The sequence below is a fragment of the Polaromonas sp. CT11-55 genome (assembly GCF_047303325.1).
In the GTDB taxonomy this organism is placed as follows: Bacteria; Pseudomonadota; Gammaproteobacteria; order Burkholderiales; family Burkholderiaceae_C; genus Polaromonas.
Genome location: NZ_JBKBEX010000008.1, coordinates 145671 through 165144, shown reverse-complemented (window position 1 = coordinate 165144; position 19474 = coordinate 145671). Strand labels below are relative to the sequence as shown.

The following is a 19474-nucleotide window of genomic DNA, read 5'->3' as shown; positions in this document are numbered from 1 at the left end:
GCGCGGCAGGAGGTATTGCCATGGCAATGCAGCAGCAACAGCTCGCCTTTACCTTCGACCTCAAGCGCCGCAGCACGCTCGCGGCCCTGCCGGCCCTGGGCGCCGCCCTGCTTTCGCCGCGCGGCACGCAAGCCCAGGCGCCCAGCGCAACGGCGCATACACAGCGATTGCAATCCTGGCCGCTAGGCACCCGCTCCGCCACCGGCATCCACGACATCGCGCCCGCGCCCGACGGCGGCGTCTGGTTCTCGGCCCAGCGCAGCGGCCACCTCGGCTGGTTTGACCCGCGCAGCGGCAAGACCGAACTGATTGCCTTGGGCGGCGGCTCATCACCCCACGGCGTCATCGCCGGCCCCGACGGCGCGGCCTGGCTCACCGACGGCGGGCAAAACGCCATTGCCCGCGTCGCCTGGCCTTCGCGCCAGGTCAAAGTCTTCCCCCTGCCCGCCGGCACACCGTACGCCAACCTCAACACCTGCGCCTTCGACGGCGAGGGCAATTTGTGGTTCACCGGCCAGAGCGGCTATGTCGGCAAGGTCGACTTACGCGCAGGCACCGTCACCGTCAAGGACTCCCCGCGCGGCCGCGGCCCCTACGGCATCTGCGCTACACCCAAGGGCGATATCTGGTGGTGCTCCTTAGCTGGATCGTTTATCGCCCACATGGATACCAAGACCGGCGAATCCCGCATCGTCGAGCCGCCCACGCCGCGCCAGGGCGCAAGAAGAGTCTGGTCAGACAGCAAAGGTCGCATCTGGGTCTCGGAATGGAGCAGCGGCAACCTATCGGTGCACGACCCGGCCCTGGGCACAGGCGCCAACAGCTGGAAAACCTGGAAAGCCCCAGGCGCCGACCCGCATGTCTATGCGGTCTATGTCGACAACAAAGACATCGTCTGGGCCTCGGAGTGGAGCAACAACGCCATGCTGCGTTTTGACCCGGCCAGCGAGAAGTTTGACGTCATTCCCCTGCCCCGCGCCAATGCCGCGGTGCGGCAGATTCTGGGCCGGCCTGGGGAGGTCTGGCTGCCTGAGAGTGGGACGGAGTTTGTGACGGTGATCAGGACGGGGTGAACATCCGGCAGCACCCGACAGTGCCCGACAGTGCCCCGCAAGGGCAAGCCCCAAGCGAGCTGCGCATGACGACGATCCTCAGGCTCTCGCCGCCGCCCGGCTTCGCGTCGCGCCCGTTTCCCGCACCGGCGGCAAGCCGAACATGCGGCCGTACTCCCTCGTGAACTGCGGCACGCTTTCATAGCCCACCGCAAACGCCGCGCTGCTCGCGCTCAACCCTTCCGACAGCATCAAACGCCGCGCCTCGATCAGCCGCAATTGCTTCTGGAACTGCAGCGGCGACAGCGAGGTCACGCTGCGAAAGTGCTGGTGAAATGAAGACGGGCTCATGCCCGCCACGCCCGCGAGCCGCTCTACCGGCAAAGGCCGCGCAAAATCCGCCCGCAGCACAGATACCGCGCGCGCCACACGCTGCGCATGGCCGTCAGGCCAGCCCAGTCGCCGTATCGCGGCGCCCAGCCGGCCCGCCAGCAGCCAGTAGTGCATCTCGCGCACCAGCTGCGCCTGCAGCACCGGCAAGGCCGCCGGGCGATCGAGCAGCTGCATCAATCGCAACGCCGCCTCGGCCACCTCGGCTTCGGTCGCGCCCACCCGCACAGTCGCAGCGTCGGGCGCGGGCCCGTCCTTCATCTGCAGCACCAGGTCCGCGATCACCGCCAGGTCCAGTTCCAGCACCAGCGAGAGGTAAGGCTGGGCGAGGCTTGCGCGCGTGATCTGGTTGACCGTCGGCACGTCCGCCGTGATCAGCAGGGTTTCACCCGCGCTGAACGCGAAGGATTGTGTGCCCATGGCCACCTGCTTGCTGCCCTGCAACAAGAGGCAGACCAGCGGCTGCGATATGGCATGGACCAGGCCGCTGGGCGAAGTCGCGCGCACCAGGCTGAGACCGGGGATGGCCGTCTGCGCCAGACCCGCCTTGTCGGCATGGGCTTTAGCATAACGGCCGACAACCTCCAGAAGAAAAGGGAGCGTGCTCATGCCGCAAGCCTAACCGCTGGCGGTCAGTTGCCGCGAGCCCGGCGCCGAAATTTGGAGGATCAGGCAAGAAGCACCGAATTTCCGGCAACCCGCGCCGGCCCGCCCGCCGGACACTGGAATCCTCATTCACCAAGCCTGCAAACAAGAAACCCGATCATGAGCAACACCACCAAAATCACCCTGATCACCGGCGCCAGCCGCGGCCTGGGCCGCAACACCGCCCTCAGCATCGCCCGCCGCGGCGGCGACGTCGTCCTCACTTACCAGAGCCGGGCCGAAGACGCACAAGCCGTCGTCGCCGAAATCCAGGCCATGGGCCGCAAGGCTGTGGCCCTGCAGCTGGATACCGGCAAGGTCGCCACCTTCGCGCCCTTCGCCGACCGCCTGCGTGCCGCGCTGCAAGGCAGCTGGCAGCGGGGCACCTTCGACCACCTCGTCAACAACGCCGGCCACGGTGACTACGCCCTGATAGGCGACACGACCGAAGCGCAATTCGACGGCCTCGTCAACGTGCACTTCAAGGGCGTCTACTTTCTGACCCAAACCCTGCTGCCCCTGATTGCCGACGGCGGCCGCATCGTCAACCTGTCCTCAGGCCTGACAAGAACCTCCTACCCCGGCTACGCCGCCTACGCGGCGGTCAAGGGCGCAGTGGAAGTGCTGACCCGCTACATGGCCAAGGAACTCGGCGCACGCGGCATCGCCGTCAACACGGTGGCGCCGGGCGCGATAGAAACCGACTTCGGCGGCGGCGCCGTGCGCGACAACCCCGAGATCAACAAAATCTTCGCCGGCATCACTGCGCTGGGCCGCGCCGGCTTGCCCGACGACATTGGCCCCATGATCGCGAGCTTGTTGACCGAAGACAACCGCTGGGTGAATGCGCAGCGGATTGAGGTATCCGGGGGCCAGGGGATTTGAGGGGGCTCGCTGGTACCGCAGACCCGCATGCCTATGGGCTCCACGTCGATAGCAAAGACATCGTCTAGGCCTCGGAGTGGAGCAACAACGCCATGCTGCGTTTTGACCCCGGCAGCGAGAAGTTTGACGTCATCCCCCTGCCCCGCGCCAATGCCGCGGTGCGGCAGATCCTGGGCCGGCCCGGCGAGGTGTGGTTGCCTGAGAGTGGGACGGAGTTTGTGACGGTGATCAGGACGGGGTGAGGCTATTGAAGCGTTCATGTACTCACATACCGACCAGGCCGACCAGACCGACCAGGCCGCTCGCACGCTGACAAACACTTACGCGAGAGTACTTTTAGCCGCAAAAAAATCGCGCGCCTTCTTGCTAGACTCGGCCGCATCTTTTTCACGCGAGACCGCAAACGATGAAGGTACCCACGGCCTCCATGGCCCTGCTGTTCTTTTCTGCGCTGGGCGCGTCGCTTGCCCACGCGGCGCCGCCCCCTGGCGAATACCGCATTGATGGCGAAGCCAGCGTACGCAGCGGTAGCGGGCCCACCGCCACGGAGCGCATCGAGCGCTGGGACGGCGCCACCGGGCGCCGCACCGTCACAGCCCACGCCGGGCCGCCCGGCAACCCGGGCAGCCAGCAGACCTATGCCGGCAACGGCCCGGTGACCTGGTGCGTGACATCACCGGCCGCAGCGCCGGCCAATCTTCCAGGCCGCTGCGATGCGCGCTGGTGGCCCTCCAGCGGCGGTGCCTCCCTTCAGGCCGAATGCAAGGCCGGCCGCATGCAGGAGCAATGGAAGCAGCTCGCCCCGCAGACCTGGGAAAGGCAGATGACTTTCACCAGTTCAGCAGGCGCGGGCGGCAATGATCCCGCCGCCGCACTGGCCCTGGCGCAACGCGGCATGTCGCCCGCCGAGGCCGCACGCGCCAAAGCCGAACTGGCCGCTCTGCCCACCGCCCAGGACACGGCGTCGGCCATGGCCCCCGTCTATGCGCAGATCGAGGAAACCATTCGCAAGGGCCCGCCGCAGGAAGCCGCCGCGGCACGCGAACAACTGGCCGCGCTGAAGGCGGCCCAGGGCGGCGGCGGTGCTATGTCAACGACCACGCGCCTGACCGAGCGCTGGACGCGCATCGCCGGCGCCTGCGGGGCCCGCCCATGATCGCGTTCACCCGATTCGCCGGCATCGCCGTACTGGCGGCTGCATTGGCATCGGCACCCGTCGCGCAGGCGCAGAAGGCCCCGACCGAGTGGCGCGGCGCAAGCGACCACCCTCTGGTGTCGCGCTATGCCGGCGCCGTGCTGCAAAACGCAGCCCAGGAGGGCTTCGCCGCGGTCAAGGTGCCCACGGCGCAGCAGGCACCCGACAAGTCGCCTGTGGTCGAAGGCCGCGTCAACGCCTACTTCTACATCGCCCCCAGGGAGCGCAGCGCGCTGGAGGTCTTCCGCAACTACCAGGCCGCACTGGCCAGGCCCGGCTTCACCGTGCTGTACAGCTGCGAGATGAGCGCCTGCGACAAATCCGGCATCAAGGAGCGCTTTGCCAACGAGGTCGTCTCGCCGCGCAAATGGCAGGCCAAGGGCGTGGACCCGGCGGGCTCCATAGACCGCGACGTGCGCTTCCTCAGCGCCAAGGCCAGCCGCAACGGGCAGGACAGCTATATCCTGGTATTCGTTGCCGAGCCCAATTCCATCTGGGGCGCACCGGCCGTCGTGCAGCTCGTCGTCGAGCCTGCCGCCATGGAAGGCGACAAGGTCGTCGTCAACGGCGACGCGCTGCAGAAAGCACTGGGCGCCGACGGCAAGGTGGCTCTATACGGCATCTACTTCGACACCGGCAAGGCAGTGCTCAAGCCCGAGTCCAGGCCGCAACTGGCCGAGATGGCCAAGCTGCTGAAGGCACACCCCGCGCTGAAAGTGCACATCGTCGGCCACACCGACAACCAGGGCGGCGTGCCCGCCAACCTGGCCCTGTCCCAGCAGCGCGCCGACGCCGTGGTCGCCGCACTCGTGCAGGAGAACCAGGTAGATCCCAAGCGCATGACCGCGCGCGGCGTCGCCAGCTTCGCGCCGGTGGCCAGCAACAGCGCCGAAGCCGGCCGCGCGAAAAACCGGCGGGTGGAATTGGTAGAGCAATAGACCCGGACGGGCCGGCGGTGATAGTCTTGGACGCATGACTGAAGACCTGACATTCACCGAACTGGGCAGCGACATCATCGACGACTTCGAGGGCTGCACGGAGCCCGTCTGCGTTTCGCACGGTGACATCTACAAAGCGGGCACTCCACTGGCCACCTACCTCGCCCGCTGGTTTGAGGGCGACCGGCAGCGCGGGCTGGATTTGCAAATCACCTTGGGTGAATGGGGTACGGGCACCACATGGCAAAACCGGCACATCATTGCCTTTCATGCCTCTTTTTCCCAGCCGGTCCCCGAGTTCGTGCTGGTGGACTCCGACGCCGTCTGGGGGGCCGAACTTGGCAACAAATACTCCGCCGCCGAGGCACAACACTATGCCGTCAGCACCCTGGCGCGCGAGTTGGCGCAGGCTATTCTTCTTCGTGATCCCGCAGTTGTGGAGTTTGCCTCTCGGGGTGTTGGGCTTTGATTGAGATGTCAGGTATTCGCCCCGATGCTGCGTTTTGACCCGGGCAGCGGGAGGTTTGACGTGATCCCCCTGCCCCGCGTCAATGCCGCGGTGCGGCAAATCCTGGGAAGGCCCCAGGGAGGTGTGGTTGCCTGAGAGTGGGACGGAGTTTGTGACGGTGATTAGGACGGGGTGAGGGTCGAATTCCTTCGAAATAGTTCGTATCGCCCTTCAAGTAGAGGATGCTCTGAACGATCTAGACCGCTAACATGTCCTTACACCTCAATCGGAGGCGAAGGAGAGAGACATGGGTTGGCGCGGAACGCTACGAACCTTGGGAGCAATTTCCAGGGAGGCAGAACGAAACTCAAATCGCAGGGCCAGACAGCGTGCCAAGGAGATCGCACTCTCAGAGAAGCTGGAAGCTCGGGAACAAGCGGCCGAAGCCGTCAAGGACTTCGAGGAGTATGTTGAGAGGCTGATTACGCTTCATCGCTCCTGCTCACCATCCATCAATTGGCACTCACAAGCGGCAGCCCTAGCGCCCGTCCAACCTCAATTGAGCCAGAAGTCTGAGGCTGCCGCTCAGTCCCGTCTGGATAGCTACAAGCCATCCTGGCTGGACAAGCTGTTTGGGAACACGGAAAAGAAGTTGAAAAAACTTTCTGATGCCTTGTCCGCAGCGAAGTCAGAAGACCAGCAGCGATTTCGTGAGGAGTCGACCAAATTCGAGGAAGACCTTGCCGACCACAAGGACCAAGTCGAGTTTGCAAAACGCATACTGGCCAAAGATCCGGCGGCCATGCTGGAAGCCATCAAACTCTATGAGCCTCTACACGCCGTCGGGCTCCTTGGTGAAAACCTCCTCATACAGATAGAAAACCCCGACTTGGTCGTCATAGACCTGAGCGTGCACGGCGAAGAGGTAATCCCCAAAGAGCGCCCAAAGCTTTTGGCGTCTGGCCGCGCAAGCGTCAAAGCTATCCCCAAGGGCGAATACAACCGCCTCTATCAGGACCATGTGTGCAGTGCATCGCTGCGAGTCACCAGGGAAATATTGGCGCTAATCCCCGTAGATGCCGTTCAGATCAATGCTGTTGATGATCTTGTCGATAGCGCAACCGGACATCTGAAGCAATCCGCAATTCTTTCCTATCTGGCCCCCCGATCGACGATAGAGAAGCTTAGCTATCACGCCATCGATCCTTCCGACGCGATGAAGAACTTTCTTCATCAAATGAATTTTTCTCCGGCGGCGGGGTTTAAGCCGATACAAAGACTGGAGCCGCCAAAGGCGCCGTTAGCTTCTTCGTTGCAGACAGGTTTAGAGCGGATGGAACCCCATCGCGGATAAATGAGACACAGCTCCCAAGCCGAGCACTCACGACCGCCGAATAGGGGATGACAAAGCCTAAAGCCGTACCCATACTTATCAACACTAGTAACGAGGACGATGCACCGGTTTCCAGAAAGAAGCTAACTTTGGGAACCAGAGAACTGCGAACCCAGGAGGAAGAGAGCAATGAAAATCAACTCACTAAGCGTCAAAGGCGGTTTTGGCTATCTGAATTTCTCATTGAAGTTCTATAAAGGTCTAAGCTTCCTAGTCGGAATCAACGGTAGCGGAAAAACAACCGCTATTCGCCTAATTGAGGCGCTGTTGACTCCGTCTCTCGAGCAACTTGATCGCATACCTCATCAGTCGGCCATTCTCCGACTTGACCTCAATGGAAAAGAGATTCGAATTGAATCTTCCGTCCGTAATGGGAGGACGCAAATCAAGATACCGCACTTGGGTCAACACGGCATCCTTCAATACGATGCACCGGACTTTGCTGCGGCAATGACCCGCGAAGGAGTGGCGAAAGACTCCATTTCAAGCGTGTATGCAGCCATTGCCACGCGTGAATCGAGCAATCCGGTACTGGTGTTCCTAGGGAAAACCATCGACACCCCGCTCTTTCTCGGATTGGAAAGGCGGAACGTAGCGATGCATTTCTGGCAAGCTGAAATGGCAGGAAACATGTCAGGTATTGCTGCACGTCGCAGGGACATGATTGTGGAGTCTGTAAGAAGGCGAATGCCATCCATGACAGGAATGCTTGGCTCCAGCCTCATGGATGTTCAGATTGTTATCCAGGAGATTTTTCGAAAGCGACGCGTCGAGCAAGAAAAATTTGCGGCTCAGCTTCGAGAGCAAATTCTTCTTGATGCCTTCGAATACCAGCCGAGCGCTAGCTTTATGCGATCAGTCCGACAAGACGCTAGATTTATTAAAACTATTATTGAAAAACGTAGTCATGTTGAATCGGCACTTAGAGGGGCTGGCTTGGCAGACATAAAATTCAAACCCCTGGTTGACAAATTTTTTGACCACATCAGCGCATTGGGCCAAAGAGACAGCAGCTTAAGCAACGATAGGTCGGCATATTTGAATGATGGCCTCTTGGAGCTGGCCTTAAACAAACCGGTGGTAGATCGAGTGCTAAAGCTTATTGAAGCATCCGAAAGATATAACCGAGATATTGAAAAGCTGTGGGGCCCAATAACCCAGTTCACCACATTGGTGAATCGCTTTCTCTTTGACAGTGGCAAAGAACTCTCGATCGATGAAGTAGGTTGGCTATACGTAAACATCGCCGACGACACACCTAAAACTCTCGACATTCTCTCCTCGGGAGAACGTCAACTGGTTGTAATTTTTGGTCATTTAGCAATCAATCGAGAAATAAACAGAGCTGGCATATTTGTTGTTGACGAGCCAGAAATTTCTTTACATCTAAAGTGGCAAGAAATATTTGTAAATTCCATACTTGAAGCTAGCCCCGGAAATCAATTCATTTTGGCAACGCACTCGCCCGCGATCGTTGTCGACAGAGACAATAGGTGCGTATACCTTGATAAGGCAACGCGGCTACCGGGGAACGTTCGTGCTTGAGTGGCCTATCAAAGCGAAGCGAGCGATGTACGCTTTTTTCGTGAAGTGGAACGACCTTGATGTTTTCGTTGAAGATACGGCTCAATACGCCAAAGCCGTGTACGTCTCAGTTATCGGAAGAATGCTTCCAGAAAGCGTAAAAGTCACAGATGTTTTTCCGCTTGGAGATAGGCAACGTGTCATCGCGGCATGTACTGCAGATACCGTAGTTGGTGGAAGAAATCGCATCTATCTAATTGACGGTGATCTTGGCCTAATCAACGATCCCCAAAAACTCGAGATCAAGAGGCTCTTTACCCATCGCGTCTATCACTTAGAGAACTACTTCATTTGCGAAGCGGCGCTTCTAGAAATACTAGAAGACGAAAATCCTAGGTTGGCTGCCGAGGAAATTAGAGCGCGATTGGATTTTGGTTCCTGGGTAAATGACATGGAGCCACTTAGAGATCTCTTCTCTACGTTCGGGGTTTCGAACACGCTCTCGCCCGGTCTTCCGACCGTAAAGATAGGGGTAGATAGATTTACAACAGCAAGCAAAAACCTCGACCCTCAGAAAATTTTTGAATTCTGCGCAGAACGAATCGCGTACCTATACGCAAATCACCCCAAAAGAACAGTAGATGCTGCGATAAAAATGGTGAACACTTCAATCGATAGCAAAGAATTTTTTCTCGATGTAATCGCCGCTAGAGAATATTTGTTCCCATTATTAAAGCGATGGATCGGATCCAAAGGCCTTCGCCTATCGGCCGGAAATGAAAGTCTCTTTTATCGTATCTCTAAGAGTTGTGAGCTTGAGCGTCATACAGAATTTAAGGACGCGATTCGAAGAGCGGCGACGGAACGACACTTATAGAAGAGCAAGTATTAAGAAGCTGAAAGTCTCCATGACTAGAGTAAGTTCCAGTAGCCGTTCACCGCCCAATAACTGGGAGAAAGCGGTGACCTCCTTCTCGAGCAAGCAGAAATAAATATCCCAATGCCCTTCAGCTTGATCGAGGCCGCGTCTGCATAGTCCTCCGATTCTGCCCATTGTCCGTTCAGGCTAGTTGACAAATTTCAGTGCGCTATTTCTTCGCCTCAACACCCAAGCAAAATAAGCCCCCTCCACTGCCATCACCCCGCCCCCCAGTGCCACCACAGCGCTGCTTCCTATACGGCCAATCAAGGCCGCGGCCAGCACCACGCCCAGGGACTGGCCCAGGAACAGGAAAGAGGCAAACAGCGAAACCGCCGTGCCGCGCGCCTCTGGCGCCATTTGGGTGGCGTTGGCCTGCATGACGTTGTGGAACATAAAGAAGCCAAAGCCGCCCACCAGGCTGGCCGGGATGGCCGGGCCCCAGTGCGGGATGTAGGCCACCACCAGCGCGCTGATGCCGAGCAGCCCGCCACCCAATAACACCAGGCCGTGTTGGCCCAGGCGCGGGATCAGCGCGCGGCCGGCGGCCATATAGCCCACGCCGCCCAGGCCGAAGAGCGCGACGATGGCGCCCGCGGCCGAGAGCGACAAACCCAAAGCATGGTGCAAGTGCGAGGCCCACATGGCCAGCACGCCAAAACCCATGGCGCCTTCAATCACCGCCAGCAACAGGATGGTGCGCGGCCAGGGGCGGCTGGCGATCAGCAAAGCCTGCTTCAAGAAATGCGGGCGCGCCGCGGGTGCTCCGGGTGCTCCGTGTGCTGGAGTCGCCCCTGCCTCGGCCACTGCTTTTGGTAATGCCTGCTGCCGGCGCAAATCGCCCCACAGCAACGTGCCCACAGCGCCAAACAGCAGCACCAAAAACGCAAACGCCCAGCGCCAGCCGAGCGCATCGGTCAGCAGCCCGCCCAGCAGCTGGCCGCAGACAATGCCCAGGGTGCTGCCCAGGCCGGTGCGGGTGAGCATTTCCTGCAGCTCGTGGGCCGGCACGGTGTCGCCTATCCAGGCCATGGCCAGCGGGATCAGCGCGGCGGCGCCCAGGGCCATCATGATGCGGGCCAGCAGCAGCATATCGAGGCTGCCCGCGAACACGGCGACCGCGCTGCCCACGCTGCAGCCCAGCGCGGCAAAGGTCACGATGCGGAACTTGCCCAGCCTGTCGCCCAGCGGGCCGTAAAACAGTTGCGAGATGCCGTAGGTCACGGCAAACACCGACACCACTTGCGCCGCCTGGGCCAGGCTAACGGCGAACACGCGCGAGAGCTCGGGCAGCATGGCGTCGCAAATGCGCTGGGCCACCATGCTCGAGAAAGTGGCGCACGACAGCAGCAGGATGGAACGGCGGGTGGCGGGAGAGATCGGCGAAGAGGAGGCGCGAATGGCGCTGTGCGCGGCGGCGGAAGTCATGAAGGTGAACAGGCCCAAGTCAAGGTGCCGCAGGCGACACACCCACGCTGTATCGGATTGTAGGCAAACACCCGCGAAACGTATGGGCAAGGGGCATGGCGCCCTGCCCCCTGTGCAAAATGGCAGGTCGATTGAAAACCCACCCCGGGAGACACCATGGACAGCGCCCTACGCGCACCGCAGACCGCCACGGCCGTGAATATCAACTTCAGGCCCTTGCAAGCGGCCGACCTGCCCCTGCTGCACGGCTGGCTGGCGCGCCCGCACTGGACCGAGTGGTGGGGCGAAGCGCCTACGCTGGCGGAGGTTGAGGCTGAATACGGCGCATGGATCAAGGACCCCAGCCAGGTGCAGCCGCATATCGCATTGCTGGACGGTGTTCCCTTTGCCTACATCCAGTCCTATGTGGCCAAGGGTTCCGGCGACGGCTGGTGGGAAAACGAAACCGACCCCGGCGTGCGCGGCATAGACCAGTCGATTGCCGACCCCGCGCAGCTGGGCCGCGGCCTGGGCACGGCGATGGTGAAGGCCTTTGTGGCCCGGCTGTTGGCCGACCCGCAAGTCACCCACATCCAGACTGACCCCGACCCGCGCAATGCGCGTGCGATACGCTGTTATGAAAAAGCCGGGTTTCGCGCGGTGGGCGAAGTGCAGACGCCGGACGGGACGGCCTTGCTGATGGTGTGCAGGCGCGGCGCACCAAAAAAATGACAATTTCCTAAAAAACCATGTCGATCCCGCCGTGGCCCGTTCGTCGTACAGGTAGAGGGCGGCCCCCGCCTTCGCTCTTTCTCTCTCTTTTTCTATCTGTCATTAACCAAGGAAACACGCCATGACTACCAATACCGTCAAGCTTCACCGCGTTCTGCAATCCACCCCTGACCGGGTGTACCGCGCCTTCCTGAGCCCCGCCGCCATGAGCAAATGGCTGCCGCCCAACGGCTTTACCGGCACCGTGCATGAAATGGACGCCAAGGTCGGCGGCAAATACAAAATGTCATTCACCAACCACACGAACGGCCACAGCCATTCCTTCGGCGGCACCTACCTGGAACTCAAGCCCGGCGAGCGCATCCGCTACACCGCCAGCTTCGACGACCCCAACCTGCCGGGCGAGATGACCACCACCATCACGCTGGCCAAAGTCTCCGCCGGCGTGGACATGCAGGTGGTGCAGGAAGGCATTCCCGCGGTGATCCCCGCGGACCAGTGTTATGTGGGCTGGCAGCAGTCGCTGGTGCTGCTGGGCAAGCTGGTGGAGGTGGAGATCAACGAGTAAGGCTTGGGACGCCTTCCCCACGGTGAAGGCGCGTTCGCCGTGCGCGATTACTTGCTGTAGCGGGCACGGATGCCGTTGATGTCGTCAGGCTTGAGCGTGTCGAGGTCGCTGATCCGTGGCTGCATGATGGCCTGGGCTGCCGTTTCGTGGTCTAGGCCCAGGAAATGCCCGAGTTCGTGCAGGGCGACACGGCCCATGTCGAAAACGCCGGGACGTGCAGGCCCTGTGTAAACCTCGAAATTGAGGTTGGAGTTGAAAATCACGGTGCCGTGTTGTGCCGAGCCATTCTGGTAGTTGACCACAGTGATGGCGAGCACCGACTCATCCCACTGGGTGCCGCAAACCCTGTAGTCGAAAGTCGCTGAATTGGATTCGGGAGAGCACACCGTCCCAACGCCGCCATGGTCGCCGGGCCTTAATTCCACCGCCTTGTTGACGGCATTCCACTGGTTCATGGCCTTGAAGAAAGCACCGTTATAGGCCGGGGGATCGAAACGGAAGTAGATGCGAACGATGGTGGGTAGCGTGGAGACGTCCCAGCGATAGGGCTCCAGCCGGTAAGCATAGAGGGCTGCGGGAAAGGCAAGGCAGGCCAGGACAAGAATCGCCAGGCGGCAGCAGAATTTCAGCGACGGCATTGGCGGATTTTTTCAGCAAAGGTGGTAAGCGGCATGGGCTGGCAGCGCTGTTTAGCCACTTCCGTCACCAACCCGTCCGCGATCTCGCCATCGAGCGAGCCGGAGCGCAGGGTGGCGTCAAAGCCGCAGACGGCCTTGCCTCTGGCGGTAAACACCGCGTCACGGCCGGCGACTTTACGGACCACAAACTGCCCCTGGTTGTAGCCTTGCAGCGGTGACACGACGGCGTTGTTGTTCAGCGACTTAATCAGGAACACGCCGGTCTCTCCCACCACCGGGTAACGGATGCCGGCCACCACGGTTTTGACCGGGGAGACCACATCGCCCAGATAGCAGATTCGGGCATCGGCAGCGAGGGCCGGCTTGGTGTCGAGCTGCGAAATCACTTTCAACTCATAGCACATGCGTGGCGCAGTGATATTGCCTTGCGGCGGCAGCAACTCCTGCCGTACCACTGTGGCATGGACTGCCGCCTCGGCCTTGGCGCACAGGCTGTCAAAATCGCTGCCCAGCATGGTGACGGCTGCGGCGGGCTGCATGGCCAGGACGCCTGTAAGCATGAACCCCAAAGCAATTGCAGAGTTTCGGCGTGTCACCTGACAGCCCCCTTAGTGCGTGGTAAATCGCATCCCCAGATTCTCGCGAGATCGATCTGCACACAGGCCCCGGCCTGGACCTTGACGGCGCCCCCTTCGGAAACCAGCGAAGGCATGCAGCGGTGGCCGGGCACCTCCCAGCGGTACCAGCCCTGCTCCAGCGATAAGGTCAAAGGGCCCGGCGTTCCGCACGCAGGTGGCTTCGAATAGGGCGTGGTTTTGGTGTAGCGGGTGATAGCGCCGTGTTGGACACCACCATTGGGCATGCCAACAGCTATGGGTATATTGACTGCGCGGTCCGTGTCATCGGGCGCGTAAAAAATCACCTGCCCTCGTGCGAGCTCGGGCGCCGCGGCCGAAGCCTCCTGCGCGTGTGATGTGGCGTGGACGGTCAGCATCGCCGAGAGCAGGCCAATGCCAATGAGAGAAGGTGCCCGCGCGCGCGACCTCAAAGCGCCTTCCCCAACCGCCCCACACCCTCTTCAATCTTCGCCACATCCGCCGTTGCAAAGCTCAGCCGCAGCGTGGCGAGGTCGGGGTTGGCCGCGTAGAAAGGCGCGCCGGGCACAAAGGCCACGAGCTGTTCAATCGCCTTCTTGGCGAACTCGCCGGCGTCCTTGCTTTTGCCGCCCGCGCCCGTGAGGCGGGCCCAGAAAAACAAACCGCCTTGCGGCTGGGTGAATTCAATCGCGTCGCCGAGTTCGCGTTTCAGGGCATTGCCCATGGCGGTGGCGCGTTCGCCATACACCTTGCGCACGCGCTTGAGGGTGTCGGGCATGCGGCCGGCCTTGAGGTATTGGGCGGCGGTGGCCTGGGCGAAGGTGCTGGTGTGCGCGTCGCTGAACTGCTTGCACATGGTGGCCTTGGCCAGCAGCTCGGCGGGGGCGACCATCCAGCCCACGCGCAGGCCTGGGCTCAGCACCTTGCTGAGGGAGCCGCAATGCGCAAGCAGCTCGCGGCTGCCGGGCACCGTGGGGCTGAGCGCCAGCAGCGAAGGCGGCGGTGCCTCGCCGAAGTAGAGGTCACCATAAGGATCGTCCTCGACGATGAGGGTCTGGTGCTTGACGGCCATTTCGAGCACCTGCTTGCGGCGCTCCAGGCTCAGCAGCGCGCCGCTGGGGTTGCCGAAGGTGGGGATCAGGTAGACAAACTTGGGCTTGTGCTGGGCGATGAGTTTTTCGAGCTCGTCGGTCTTGACGCCGTGGGCGTCGATGGGCGCGCTGATGAGTTCGGCGCCATAGAGGCGAAAGCACTGGATGGTGGCGAGGAAGGTCGGGCCTTCGACGATGACCTTGTCGCCGGGCGAGATCATGGTCTTGCCGAGCAAATCAAGCGCCTGCTGGCTACCGGTGGTGACGATGAGGTTCTCGGGGGCGACGTCTTTGGCGCCCTTGGTGGCCATGAAGGCGCTGAGCTGTTCGCGCAGCGGGCCGTAGCCTTCGGTGGCGCCGTATTGCAGCGCGCCGCCGGGCTCTTCGCTCAAGGCCTTGTTGCTGGCCTCCTGGATGCCGGCCACGTCGAACATGGCGGGGTCGGGAAAGCCGCCGGCAAAACTGACGATGCCGGGCTTGCCCAGCAGTTTGAAGAGTTCGCGGATGGCGGAGGTTTCAACGTTGTTGAGGCGGTCGGCAAAGTGCAGGGGCATGTTCGGTTTCTCGCTTTCTGGGCTGCATTGTCGCCAATTTGGGCGCGGCCTGCCCGCAGCCGGGCCGGGCGAGCGGTGGTTGACAGAGTGTTGGTCTAGAGTAATACTCTAGTCATGAGCTCCACCGCTACCCCGTCCTCCACTGCATCCACTCGCGATCGCCTGCTCGAAGCCGCCACCAAAGTGTTCCTGGCCCAGGGCTTCACGGCCGCCTCCATGGACATGGTGCGCCAGGAGGCCGGCGTGAGCAACGGCAGCCTGTACCACCACTTCCCGACCAAGGCGCTGCTGGCCGATGCGCTGTATGCCCACATGCTGCGCGACTTCCATGCGGCGCTGATGCAGCCGATTGCCGGCAAGGCCTCGGCCCAGGCCGGCGTGAAGGGCCTGGTGCGCGCCTACATCCAGTGGGTACTGCAGCACCCGGACCAGGCGCGGCTGCTGCACGCGCTGCGCCGCGGCGGCGACATGACGGACGGTGCCGAGACCAGCACCGCCAACGAGCAGGCCTTTGGTGCGCTAAAAGCCTGGATGGAACAGCGTATGGAAGCCGGCGAGTTGCGGCCTATGCCGTTTCATGTGTGGATGGCGCTGGTGTTCTCGCCGGCGTTTTCGCTGACGCAGCGCTGGGTCAGCCAGCCTGTGCCAGCCGTCGCGCCCAAGCTGAGGGCCGCGCTGGAACACGGCGCCTGGATGGCCGTGGCGGCCTGACCGATACCCGGGAACCCCACCCCAAGAACCCCAGAGAAATTCAACAAGGAGTGTCCGTATGAAAGTCGTAAACGTTCACCAACGCCTGCTGCATGCGAGCCCCGAACGCGTGGGTACGCTGATTGACTCGCTGGGTTCTCCGGCGGATGCGCTATGGCCGGGGTGGGACTGGCCGCGCATGAAGTTCGACAGGCCGCTGGCCGTAGGCGCCATCGGCGGCCATGGCCCGATACGCTATACGGTGGAGGCCTACACACCGGGCCAGTCGGTGCGTTTCCGGTTCACCAGGCCCAAGGGGTTTGATGGCTGGCACGGCTTTGAGGTATTGGACGCTACGCCCGCGCATTGCGTGCTCGAGCATCGCATCGAGATGCGAACGCGCGGCGCTGCGCTGCTCTACTGGCTGTTGGTCATAAGGCCGCTGCACGACGTGTGCGTGGAGGACGTGCTGTCGCAGACCCAGGTATCGCTGGGCATTGAGCCCCGGCCTGTAGCGCGGACGGCGGGTGTACGGCTGCTGCGCTGGCTGGCATCGGGCGGCCGCCGCCGGCCGGCACCGCCTTTTGCGGGGAGCCGGCATGCCCGCTGAGCAACCGGATGAGCTGCTGCGCTTCGGCCGCGAGGTATTGAGCCGGCAGCCTTTCAGCGCGCTGCTGGCCGCGCGGCTCGACGCCTTTACGCCCGGCGGCGCGGAGCTGTCGGTGCCGGTGGTGCCCGGCTTGCTGCAGCAGCATGGCTTTGTGCACGGCGGTGTGCTGTCTTATCTCGCGGACAACGCACTGACCTTTGCCGGCGGTTCGGTGCTGGGTGATTCGGTGACGGCCGAGTTCAAGATCAACTACCTGCGGCCGGCCAGGGATGCCGAACGCCTGCTGGCGGTGGCCACGGTGGTGGGCAGCGGCAAGACGCAGGCCGTTTGCCGCTGCGATATTTTTGTGCTGCGCGGTGAGGAGCGCACGCTGTGCGCCGCGGCGCAGGGCACGATTCGCAAGGCGGCCTAGGGACTGTTAACAGACCCCAGGCCTCGCAAAACGCGATGCCGGCGGGACAGTACAAGCCGGGCCATTTGATCGCCCTTGAACGATATATTGACAATATTGTATAAAAACGATATTGTGCAAATATCACTCAAAGGTGGTATTAATGAGCACGCTTCAAACCTTTCCCGTTCAGACATCAGCACAGCTGTCAGTGCATTTGAAATCGCTGCGAAAAGCACGCGGGCTGACGCAGACCGCGTTGGGTCAGCGCATAGGCGTCAAACAAGTCCGCATGGCCGATATTGAAAAAAACCCCGGCGCGGTAAGCCTCGACCAGTTGCTTCAGGTGTTGCATGCGCTGGATGCGCGAGTGCTGCTGGCAGACTTGCGGCGCTATGCCGAGACCGACGCACCACCCGCCCCCACCGCGAACAGCCCCACGGCAGATTGGTAGCCGGGGGAAAACGCTTGAAAAAATCATGACGAGACAGTTTCAAAAGGTGGCCCATGGCATTCGCCGATCTTGATGTGTGGATGAACGGCCAGCATGTGGGCTTGTGGTTCTGGACACGGACCGGCACACCGGGCTTTCGTTATGACGAGAACTGGTCGCGCTCGCCCAATGCGCGGCCGCTTTCGGTCTCGCTGCCCATGCCGGCCGGCGGCGGCGACGTGATGGGCGCCAAGGTGGAGCACTACTTCGACAACCTGCTGCCCGACAGCGGCCGCATCCGCGAACGGCTGCGGCGGCGCTTTGGGACCTCTTCCATCCGCGCGGCCGACCTGCTGGCCGCCGTGGGCCGGGACTGCGTGGGCGCGCTGCAGCTGATGCCGCAAGGCCTGCAACCACCGCCGCACGACCGCATCGACAGCACGCCGCTGAGCGACAGCCAGGTGGAGGCGCTGCTGGGCGAGGTGACAGGCGATGGCGCGGAAGGCGCCTCGCTCGCGGATGATTTCAGGATTTCCATTGCCGGTGCCCAGGAAAAAACAGCGCTGCTGCGCGTAGGCCAACGCTGGCACCTGCCCTCGGGCTCCACACCCACCACACACATCTTCAAGCTGCCGCTGGGCCTGGTGGGCAATATGCGAGCCGACATGACGGACTCGGTGGAAAACGAATGGCTCTGCGCGACCCTGCTGGGCGAGCTGGGATTCGAGGTCGCGCCCACGGAAATGGGCCGCTTCGGTGAACGCAAAGTGCTGATCGTGGAGCGCTTTGACAGGCGCTGGATGGACGCCGGCACATGGATAGCCCGCCTGCCGCAGGAGGATTTCTGCCAGGCGACGGGAACACCCGGCGACCTCAAGTATGAAAGCGACGGAGGCCCCGGCCTGCGCGCGGGCCTGGACTTGCTGGGTGGGGGTAGCCGTGCCAGCGCCGACATATTGCAATTTGTGCGGGTGCAGCTGGCCTTCTGGATCATGGCGGCCACCGACGGCCATGCCAAGAATTTCTCGATTTTCCTGGAGCGCGGCGGCGGCTTTCACATGACGCCGCTGTATGACGTGCTGTCGGCCTGGCCCATCATCGGCAATGGCCCCAACCAGGTCAGCTCGCGCCGCGCAAAACTGGCCATGGCCCTGCGCAACAAGAATACGCACTACCACCTGCACGAAATCCGCACGCGCCACTGGGAGGCGCTGGCGCGGCAAAGCGGCGTGCCCGGAGCCTTCGACCAGATGGTGGCGCTGGTGCTGCAAGTGCCGCACGCGCTGGAGCGCGTGGCCGAACAGCTGCCGCCGGATTTTCCCAAGCCGGTGTTCGCCGCCATACGTCGCGGCATGCTGGCGCAGGCCGAAAAATTCGTGGACGAACTGCCATGACAGAGCCCGGCCTTGATCCCGCGGCCCGCAGTGCCTACATCGCCCGCATCAACCGCGTGGTGGACCACATCAGCGCCAACCTGGACAGCACGCTGGACTTGCAGGCCCTGGCTGACGTAGCGCACTTTTCGCCCTGGCACTTTCACCGCGTGTTTCAGGCAGTGACGGGCGAAACCCTGGCCGACTGCGTGCGCCGGCTGCGGCTGGAGGCCGCCGCCCAGCGCCTGATTTTTACGCCGCAGACCGCGCTGCAGATAGCACTCGACACGGGCTTTGCTTCAGCGGAAGTCTTCAGCCGTGCCTTTCGCGCCCACTTCGGCACAACGCCCACGGCGTGGCGGCGCGGGGGCTGGCGCGAGTGGGCGACGCGCCGGCAGATTGAACTTAGCAAGATTCATCAAGGCAATCACAAGCCGAATCAAGACTCCATCATGGCGTTGTTTAAAGATAGAACCCTCTGGCCCGCCGGGCCGGTACCTTCATCCGAAAGAACCCTTGCCATGCACGTTGAACTCAAAACCCTTCCCCCCATGCGCCTGGCCTATATGCGCAACACCGGGCCTTACGGCGACGGCGTGGCGCAGCTGTGGCAACGCTTTGTCGCCTGGTGCGGCCGGAACGGCTACATGAACCCGCGCCCCAAGATGTACGGCATCAGCCAGGACAACCCCGAGATCACGCCGGCCGACAAATGCCGCTACGACGCCTGCATAGAAGTGGACGAGTCCTTCAAGCCCCAGGGCGAAATCGGTGTGCAGAACTTTGGCGGTGGGCGCTATGCCTGCGGCCGCTTCACCGGCAAACCGGGCAACGAGGTGCACGAAGCCTGGACGCACATGTTCGCCGAGTGGCTGCCGCAAAGCGGTTACCAGCCGGACAACAAACCGGCGCTGGAACTGTATGAAGAAGATTTCGTGATGGACCCGAAAACCGGAAACTTCAGCTGCTGGCTCTGCGTGCCCGTCAAAGCCCTGTAGCGCG

At 62.0% G+C, this 19474-nt stretch carries 22 protein-coding genes; 17 read left to right on the top strand and 5 right to left on the bottom strand.

Annotation, left to right across the window (positions count from 1 at the left end; all coding sequences use genetic code 11):
* Window positions 1-20 precede the first annotated feature (20 nt).
* Window positions 21-1073, top strand: a complete 1053-nt coding sequence (locus ACEN8I_RS10495) for a lyase (protein ID WP_413328346.1) — start codon at window positions 21-23, stop codon at window positions 1071-1073.
* Window positions 1074-1151: 78 nt separating this feature from the next.
* Here the strand turns inward: ACEN8I_RS10495 and ACEN8I_RS10490 are convergent, their stop codons facing one another.
* The gene (locus tag ACEN8I_RS10490; RefSeq protein WP_413328345.1) at window positions 1152-2051 is read right to left on the bottom strand and encodes an AraC family transcriptional regulator N-terminal domain-containing protein; all 900 of its coding nucleotides are present in this window, start codon (window positions 2049-2051) and stop codon (window positions 1152-1154) included.
* A 156-nt stretch (window positions 2052-2207) separates the two neighbouring features.
* On the opposite strand from ACEN8I_RS10490, the gene ACEN8I_RS10485 reads away from it, so the two are divergent.
* The 8 genes from ACEN8I_RS10485 (at window position 2208) to ACEN8I_RS10450 (ending at window position 9347) form a co-directional block, all read left to right on the top strand.
* Window positions 2208-2972, top strand: coding sequence for an SDR family NAD(P)-dependent oxidoreductase (locus tag ACEN8I_RS10485; RefSeq protein WP_413328344.1), 765 nt, complete (start codon window positions 2208-2210; stop codon window positions 2970-2972).
* A 92-nt stretch (window positions 2973-3064) separates the two neighbouring features.
* A complete protein-coding gene (locus ACEN8I_RS10480) occupies window positions 3065-3214 on the top strand; it encodes a hypothetical protein (protein WP_413328343.1) in 150 nt (49 codons plus the stop codon).
* A 164-nt stretch (window positions 3215-3378) separates the two neighbouring features.
* Window positions 3379-4128, top strand: a complete 750-nt coding sequence (locus ACEN8I_RS10475; protein WP_413328342.1) for a hypothetical protein — start codon at window positions 3379-3381, stop codon at window positions 4126-4128.
* Window positions 4125-5105 (top strand): OmpA family protein, encoded by a 981-nt coding sequence (locus ACEN8I_RS10470; protein WP_413328341.1) that lies wholly within the window; start codon window positions 4125-4127, stop codon window positions 5103-5105. The genes ACEN8I_RS10475 and ACEN8I_RS10470 overlap by 4 nt, the downstream gene beginning before the upstream one ends.
* A 34-nt stretch (window positions 5106-5139) precedes the next feature.
* The gene (locus tag ACEN8I_RS10465) at window positions 5140-5574 is read left to right on the top strand and encodes a hypothetical protein (RefSeq protein WP_413328340.1); all 435 of its coding nucleotides are present in this window, start codon (window positions 5140-5142) and stop codon (window positions 5572-5574) included.
* Between the two features lie 286 nt (window positions 5575-5860).
* On the top strand, window positions 5861-6907 hold the full coding sequence (locus tag ACEN8I_RS10460; protein ID WP_413328339.1) for a hypothetical protein: 1047 nt from the start codon (window positions 5861-5863) through the stop codon (window positions 6905-6907).
* Window positions 6908-7075: 168 nt separating this feature from the next.
* Window positions 7076-8491: an AAA family ATPase gene (locus ACEN8I_RS10455; protein ID WP_413328338.1), complete on the top strand. Its 1416-nt coding sequence runs from the start codon at window positions 7076-7078 to the stop codon at window positions 8489-8491.
* Window positions 8492-8516: 25 nt separating this feature from the next.
* A complete protein-coding gene (locus tag ACEN8I_RS10450) occupies window positions 8517-9347 on the top strand; it encodes a DUF4435 domain-containing protein (RefSeq protein WP_413328337.1) in 831 nt (276 codons plus the stop codon).
* A gap of 189 nt (window positions 9348-9536) precedes the next feature.
* Here the strand turns inward: ACEN8I_RS10450 and ACEN8I_RS10445 are convergent, their stop codons facing one another.
* A complete protein-coding gene (locus ACEN8I_RS10445; RefSeq protein ID WP_413328336.1) occupies window positions 9537-10817 on the bottom strand; it encodes an MFS transporter in 1281 nt (426 codons plus the stop codon).
* Window positions 10818-10973: 156 nt separating this feature from the next.
* On the opposite strand from ACEN8I_RS10445, the gene ACEN8I_RS10440 reads away from it, so the two are divergent.
* A complete protein-coding gene (locus ACEN8I_RS10440) occupies window positions 10974-11528 on the top strand; it encodes a GNAT family N-acetyltransferase (protein WP_413328335.1) in 555 nt (184 codons plus the stop codon).
* 121 nt (window positions 11529-11649) lie between these two features.
* Window positions 11650-12096: an SRPBCC family protein gene (locus tag ACEN8I_RS10435; protein WP_413328334.1), complete on the top strand. Its 447-nt coding sequence runs from the start codon at window positions 11650-11652 to the stop codon at window positions 12094-12096.
* Window positions 12097-12143: 47 nt separating this feature from the next.
* On the opposite strand, the gene ACEN8I_RS10430 is transcribed toward ACEN8I_RS10435, so the two are convergent.
* The 3 genes from ACEN8I_RS10430 to ACEN8I_RS10420 form a co-directional block, all read right to left on the bottom strand.
* The gene (locus ACEN8I_RS10430) at window positions 12144-12734 is read right to left on the bottom strand and encodes a matrixin family metalloprotease (RefSeq protein WP_413328332.1); all 591 of its coding nucleotides are present in this window, start codon (window positions 12732-12734) and stop codon (window positions 12144-12146) included.
* Window positions 12722-13294: a hypothetical protein gene (locus tag ACEN8I_RS10425; RefSeq protein WP_413328331.1), complete on the bottom strand. Its 573-nt coding sequence runs from the start codon at window positions 13292-13294 to the stop codon at window positions 12722-12724. The genes ACEN8I_RS10430 and ACEN8I_RS10425 overlap by 13 nt, the downstream gene beginning before the upstream one ends.
* A gap of 484 nt (window positions 13295-13778) precedes the next feature.
* On the bottom strand, window positions 13779-14969 hold the full coding sequence (locus tag ACEN8I_RS10420) for a PLP-dependent aminotransferase family protein (RefSeq protein ID WP_413328370.1): 1191 nt from the start codon (window positions 14967-14969) through the stop codon (window positions 13779-13781).
* A gap of 120 nt (window positions 14970-15089) precedes the next feature.
* On the opposite strand from ACEN8I_RS10420, the gene ACEN8I_RS10415 reads away from it, so the two are divergent.
* From ACEN8I_RS10415 to ACEN8I_RS10390, 6 genes are all read left to right on the top strand, one after another.
* Window positions 15090-15686 carry a TetR/AcrR family transcriptional regulator gene (locus tag ACEN8I_RS10415; RefSeq protein WP_413328330.1) on the top strand — a complete coding sequence of 199 codons (597 nt, stop codon included), beginning with the start codon at window positions 15090-15092 and terminating at the stop codon, window positions 15684-15686.
* A gap of 58 nt (window positions 15687-15744) precedes the next feature.
* Window positions 15745-16275 (top strand): SRPBCC family protein, encoded by a 531-nt coding sequence (locus ACEN8I_RS10410; RefSeq protein ID WP_413328329.1) that lies wholly within the window; start codon window positions 15745-15747, stop codon window positions 16273-16275.
* On the top strand, window positions 16265-16687 hold the full coding sequence (locus ACEN8I_RS10405) for a PaaI family thioesterase (protein ID WP_413328328.1): 423 nt from the start codon (window positions 16265-16267) through the stop codon (window positions 16685-16687). The genes ACEN8I_RS10410 and ACEN8I_RS10405 overlap by 11 nt, the downstream gene beginning before the upstream one ends.
* Before the next feature lie 142 nt (window positions 16688-16829).
* The gene (locus ACEN8I_RS10400; RefSeq protein ID WP_007873948.1) at window positions 16830-17120 is read left to right on the top strand and encodes a helix-turn-helix domain-containing protein; all 291 of its coding nucleotides are present in this window, start codon (window positions 16830-16832) and stop codon (window positions 17118-17120) included.
* Window positions 17121-17173: 53 nt separating this feature from the next.
* Entirely contained in the window at window positions 17174-18493 is a 1320-nt protein-coding gene (locus ACEN8I_RS10395) for a type II toxin-antitoxin system HipA family toxin (RefSeq protein WP_413328327.1), read from the top strand.
* Entirely contained in the window at window positions 18490-19470 is a 981-nt protein-coding gene (locus ACEN8I_RS10390; RefSeq protein WP_413328325.1) for an AraC family transcriptional regulator, read from the top strand. The genes ACEN8I_RS10395 and ACEN8I_RS10390 overlap by 4 nt, the downstream gene beginning before the upstream one ends.
* Window positions 19471-19474 lie beyond the last annotated feature (4 nt).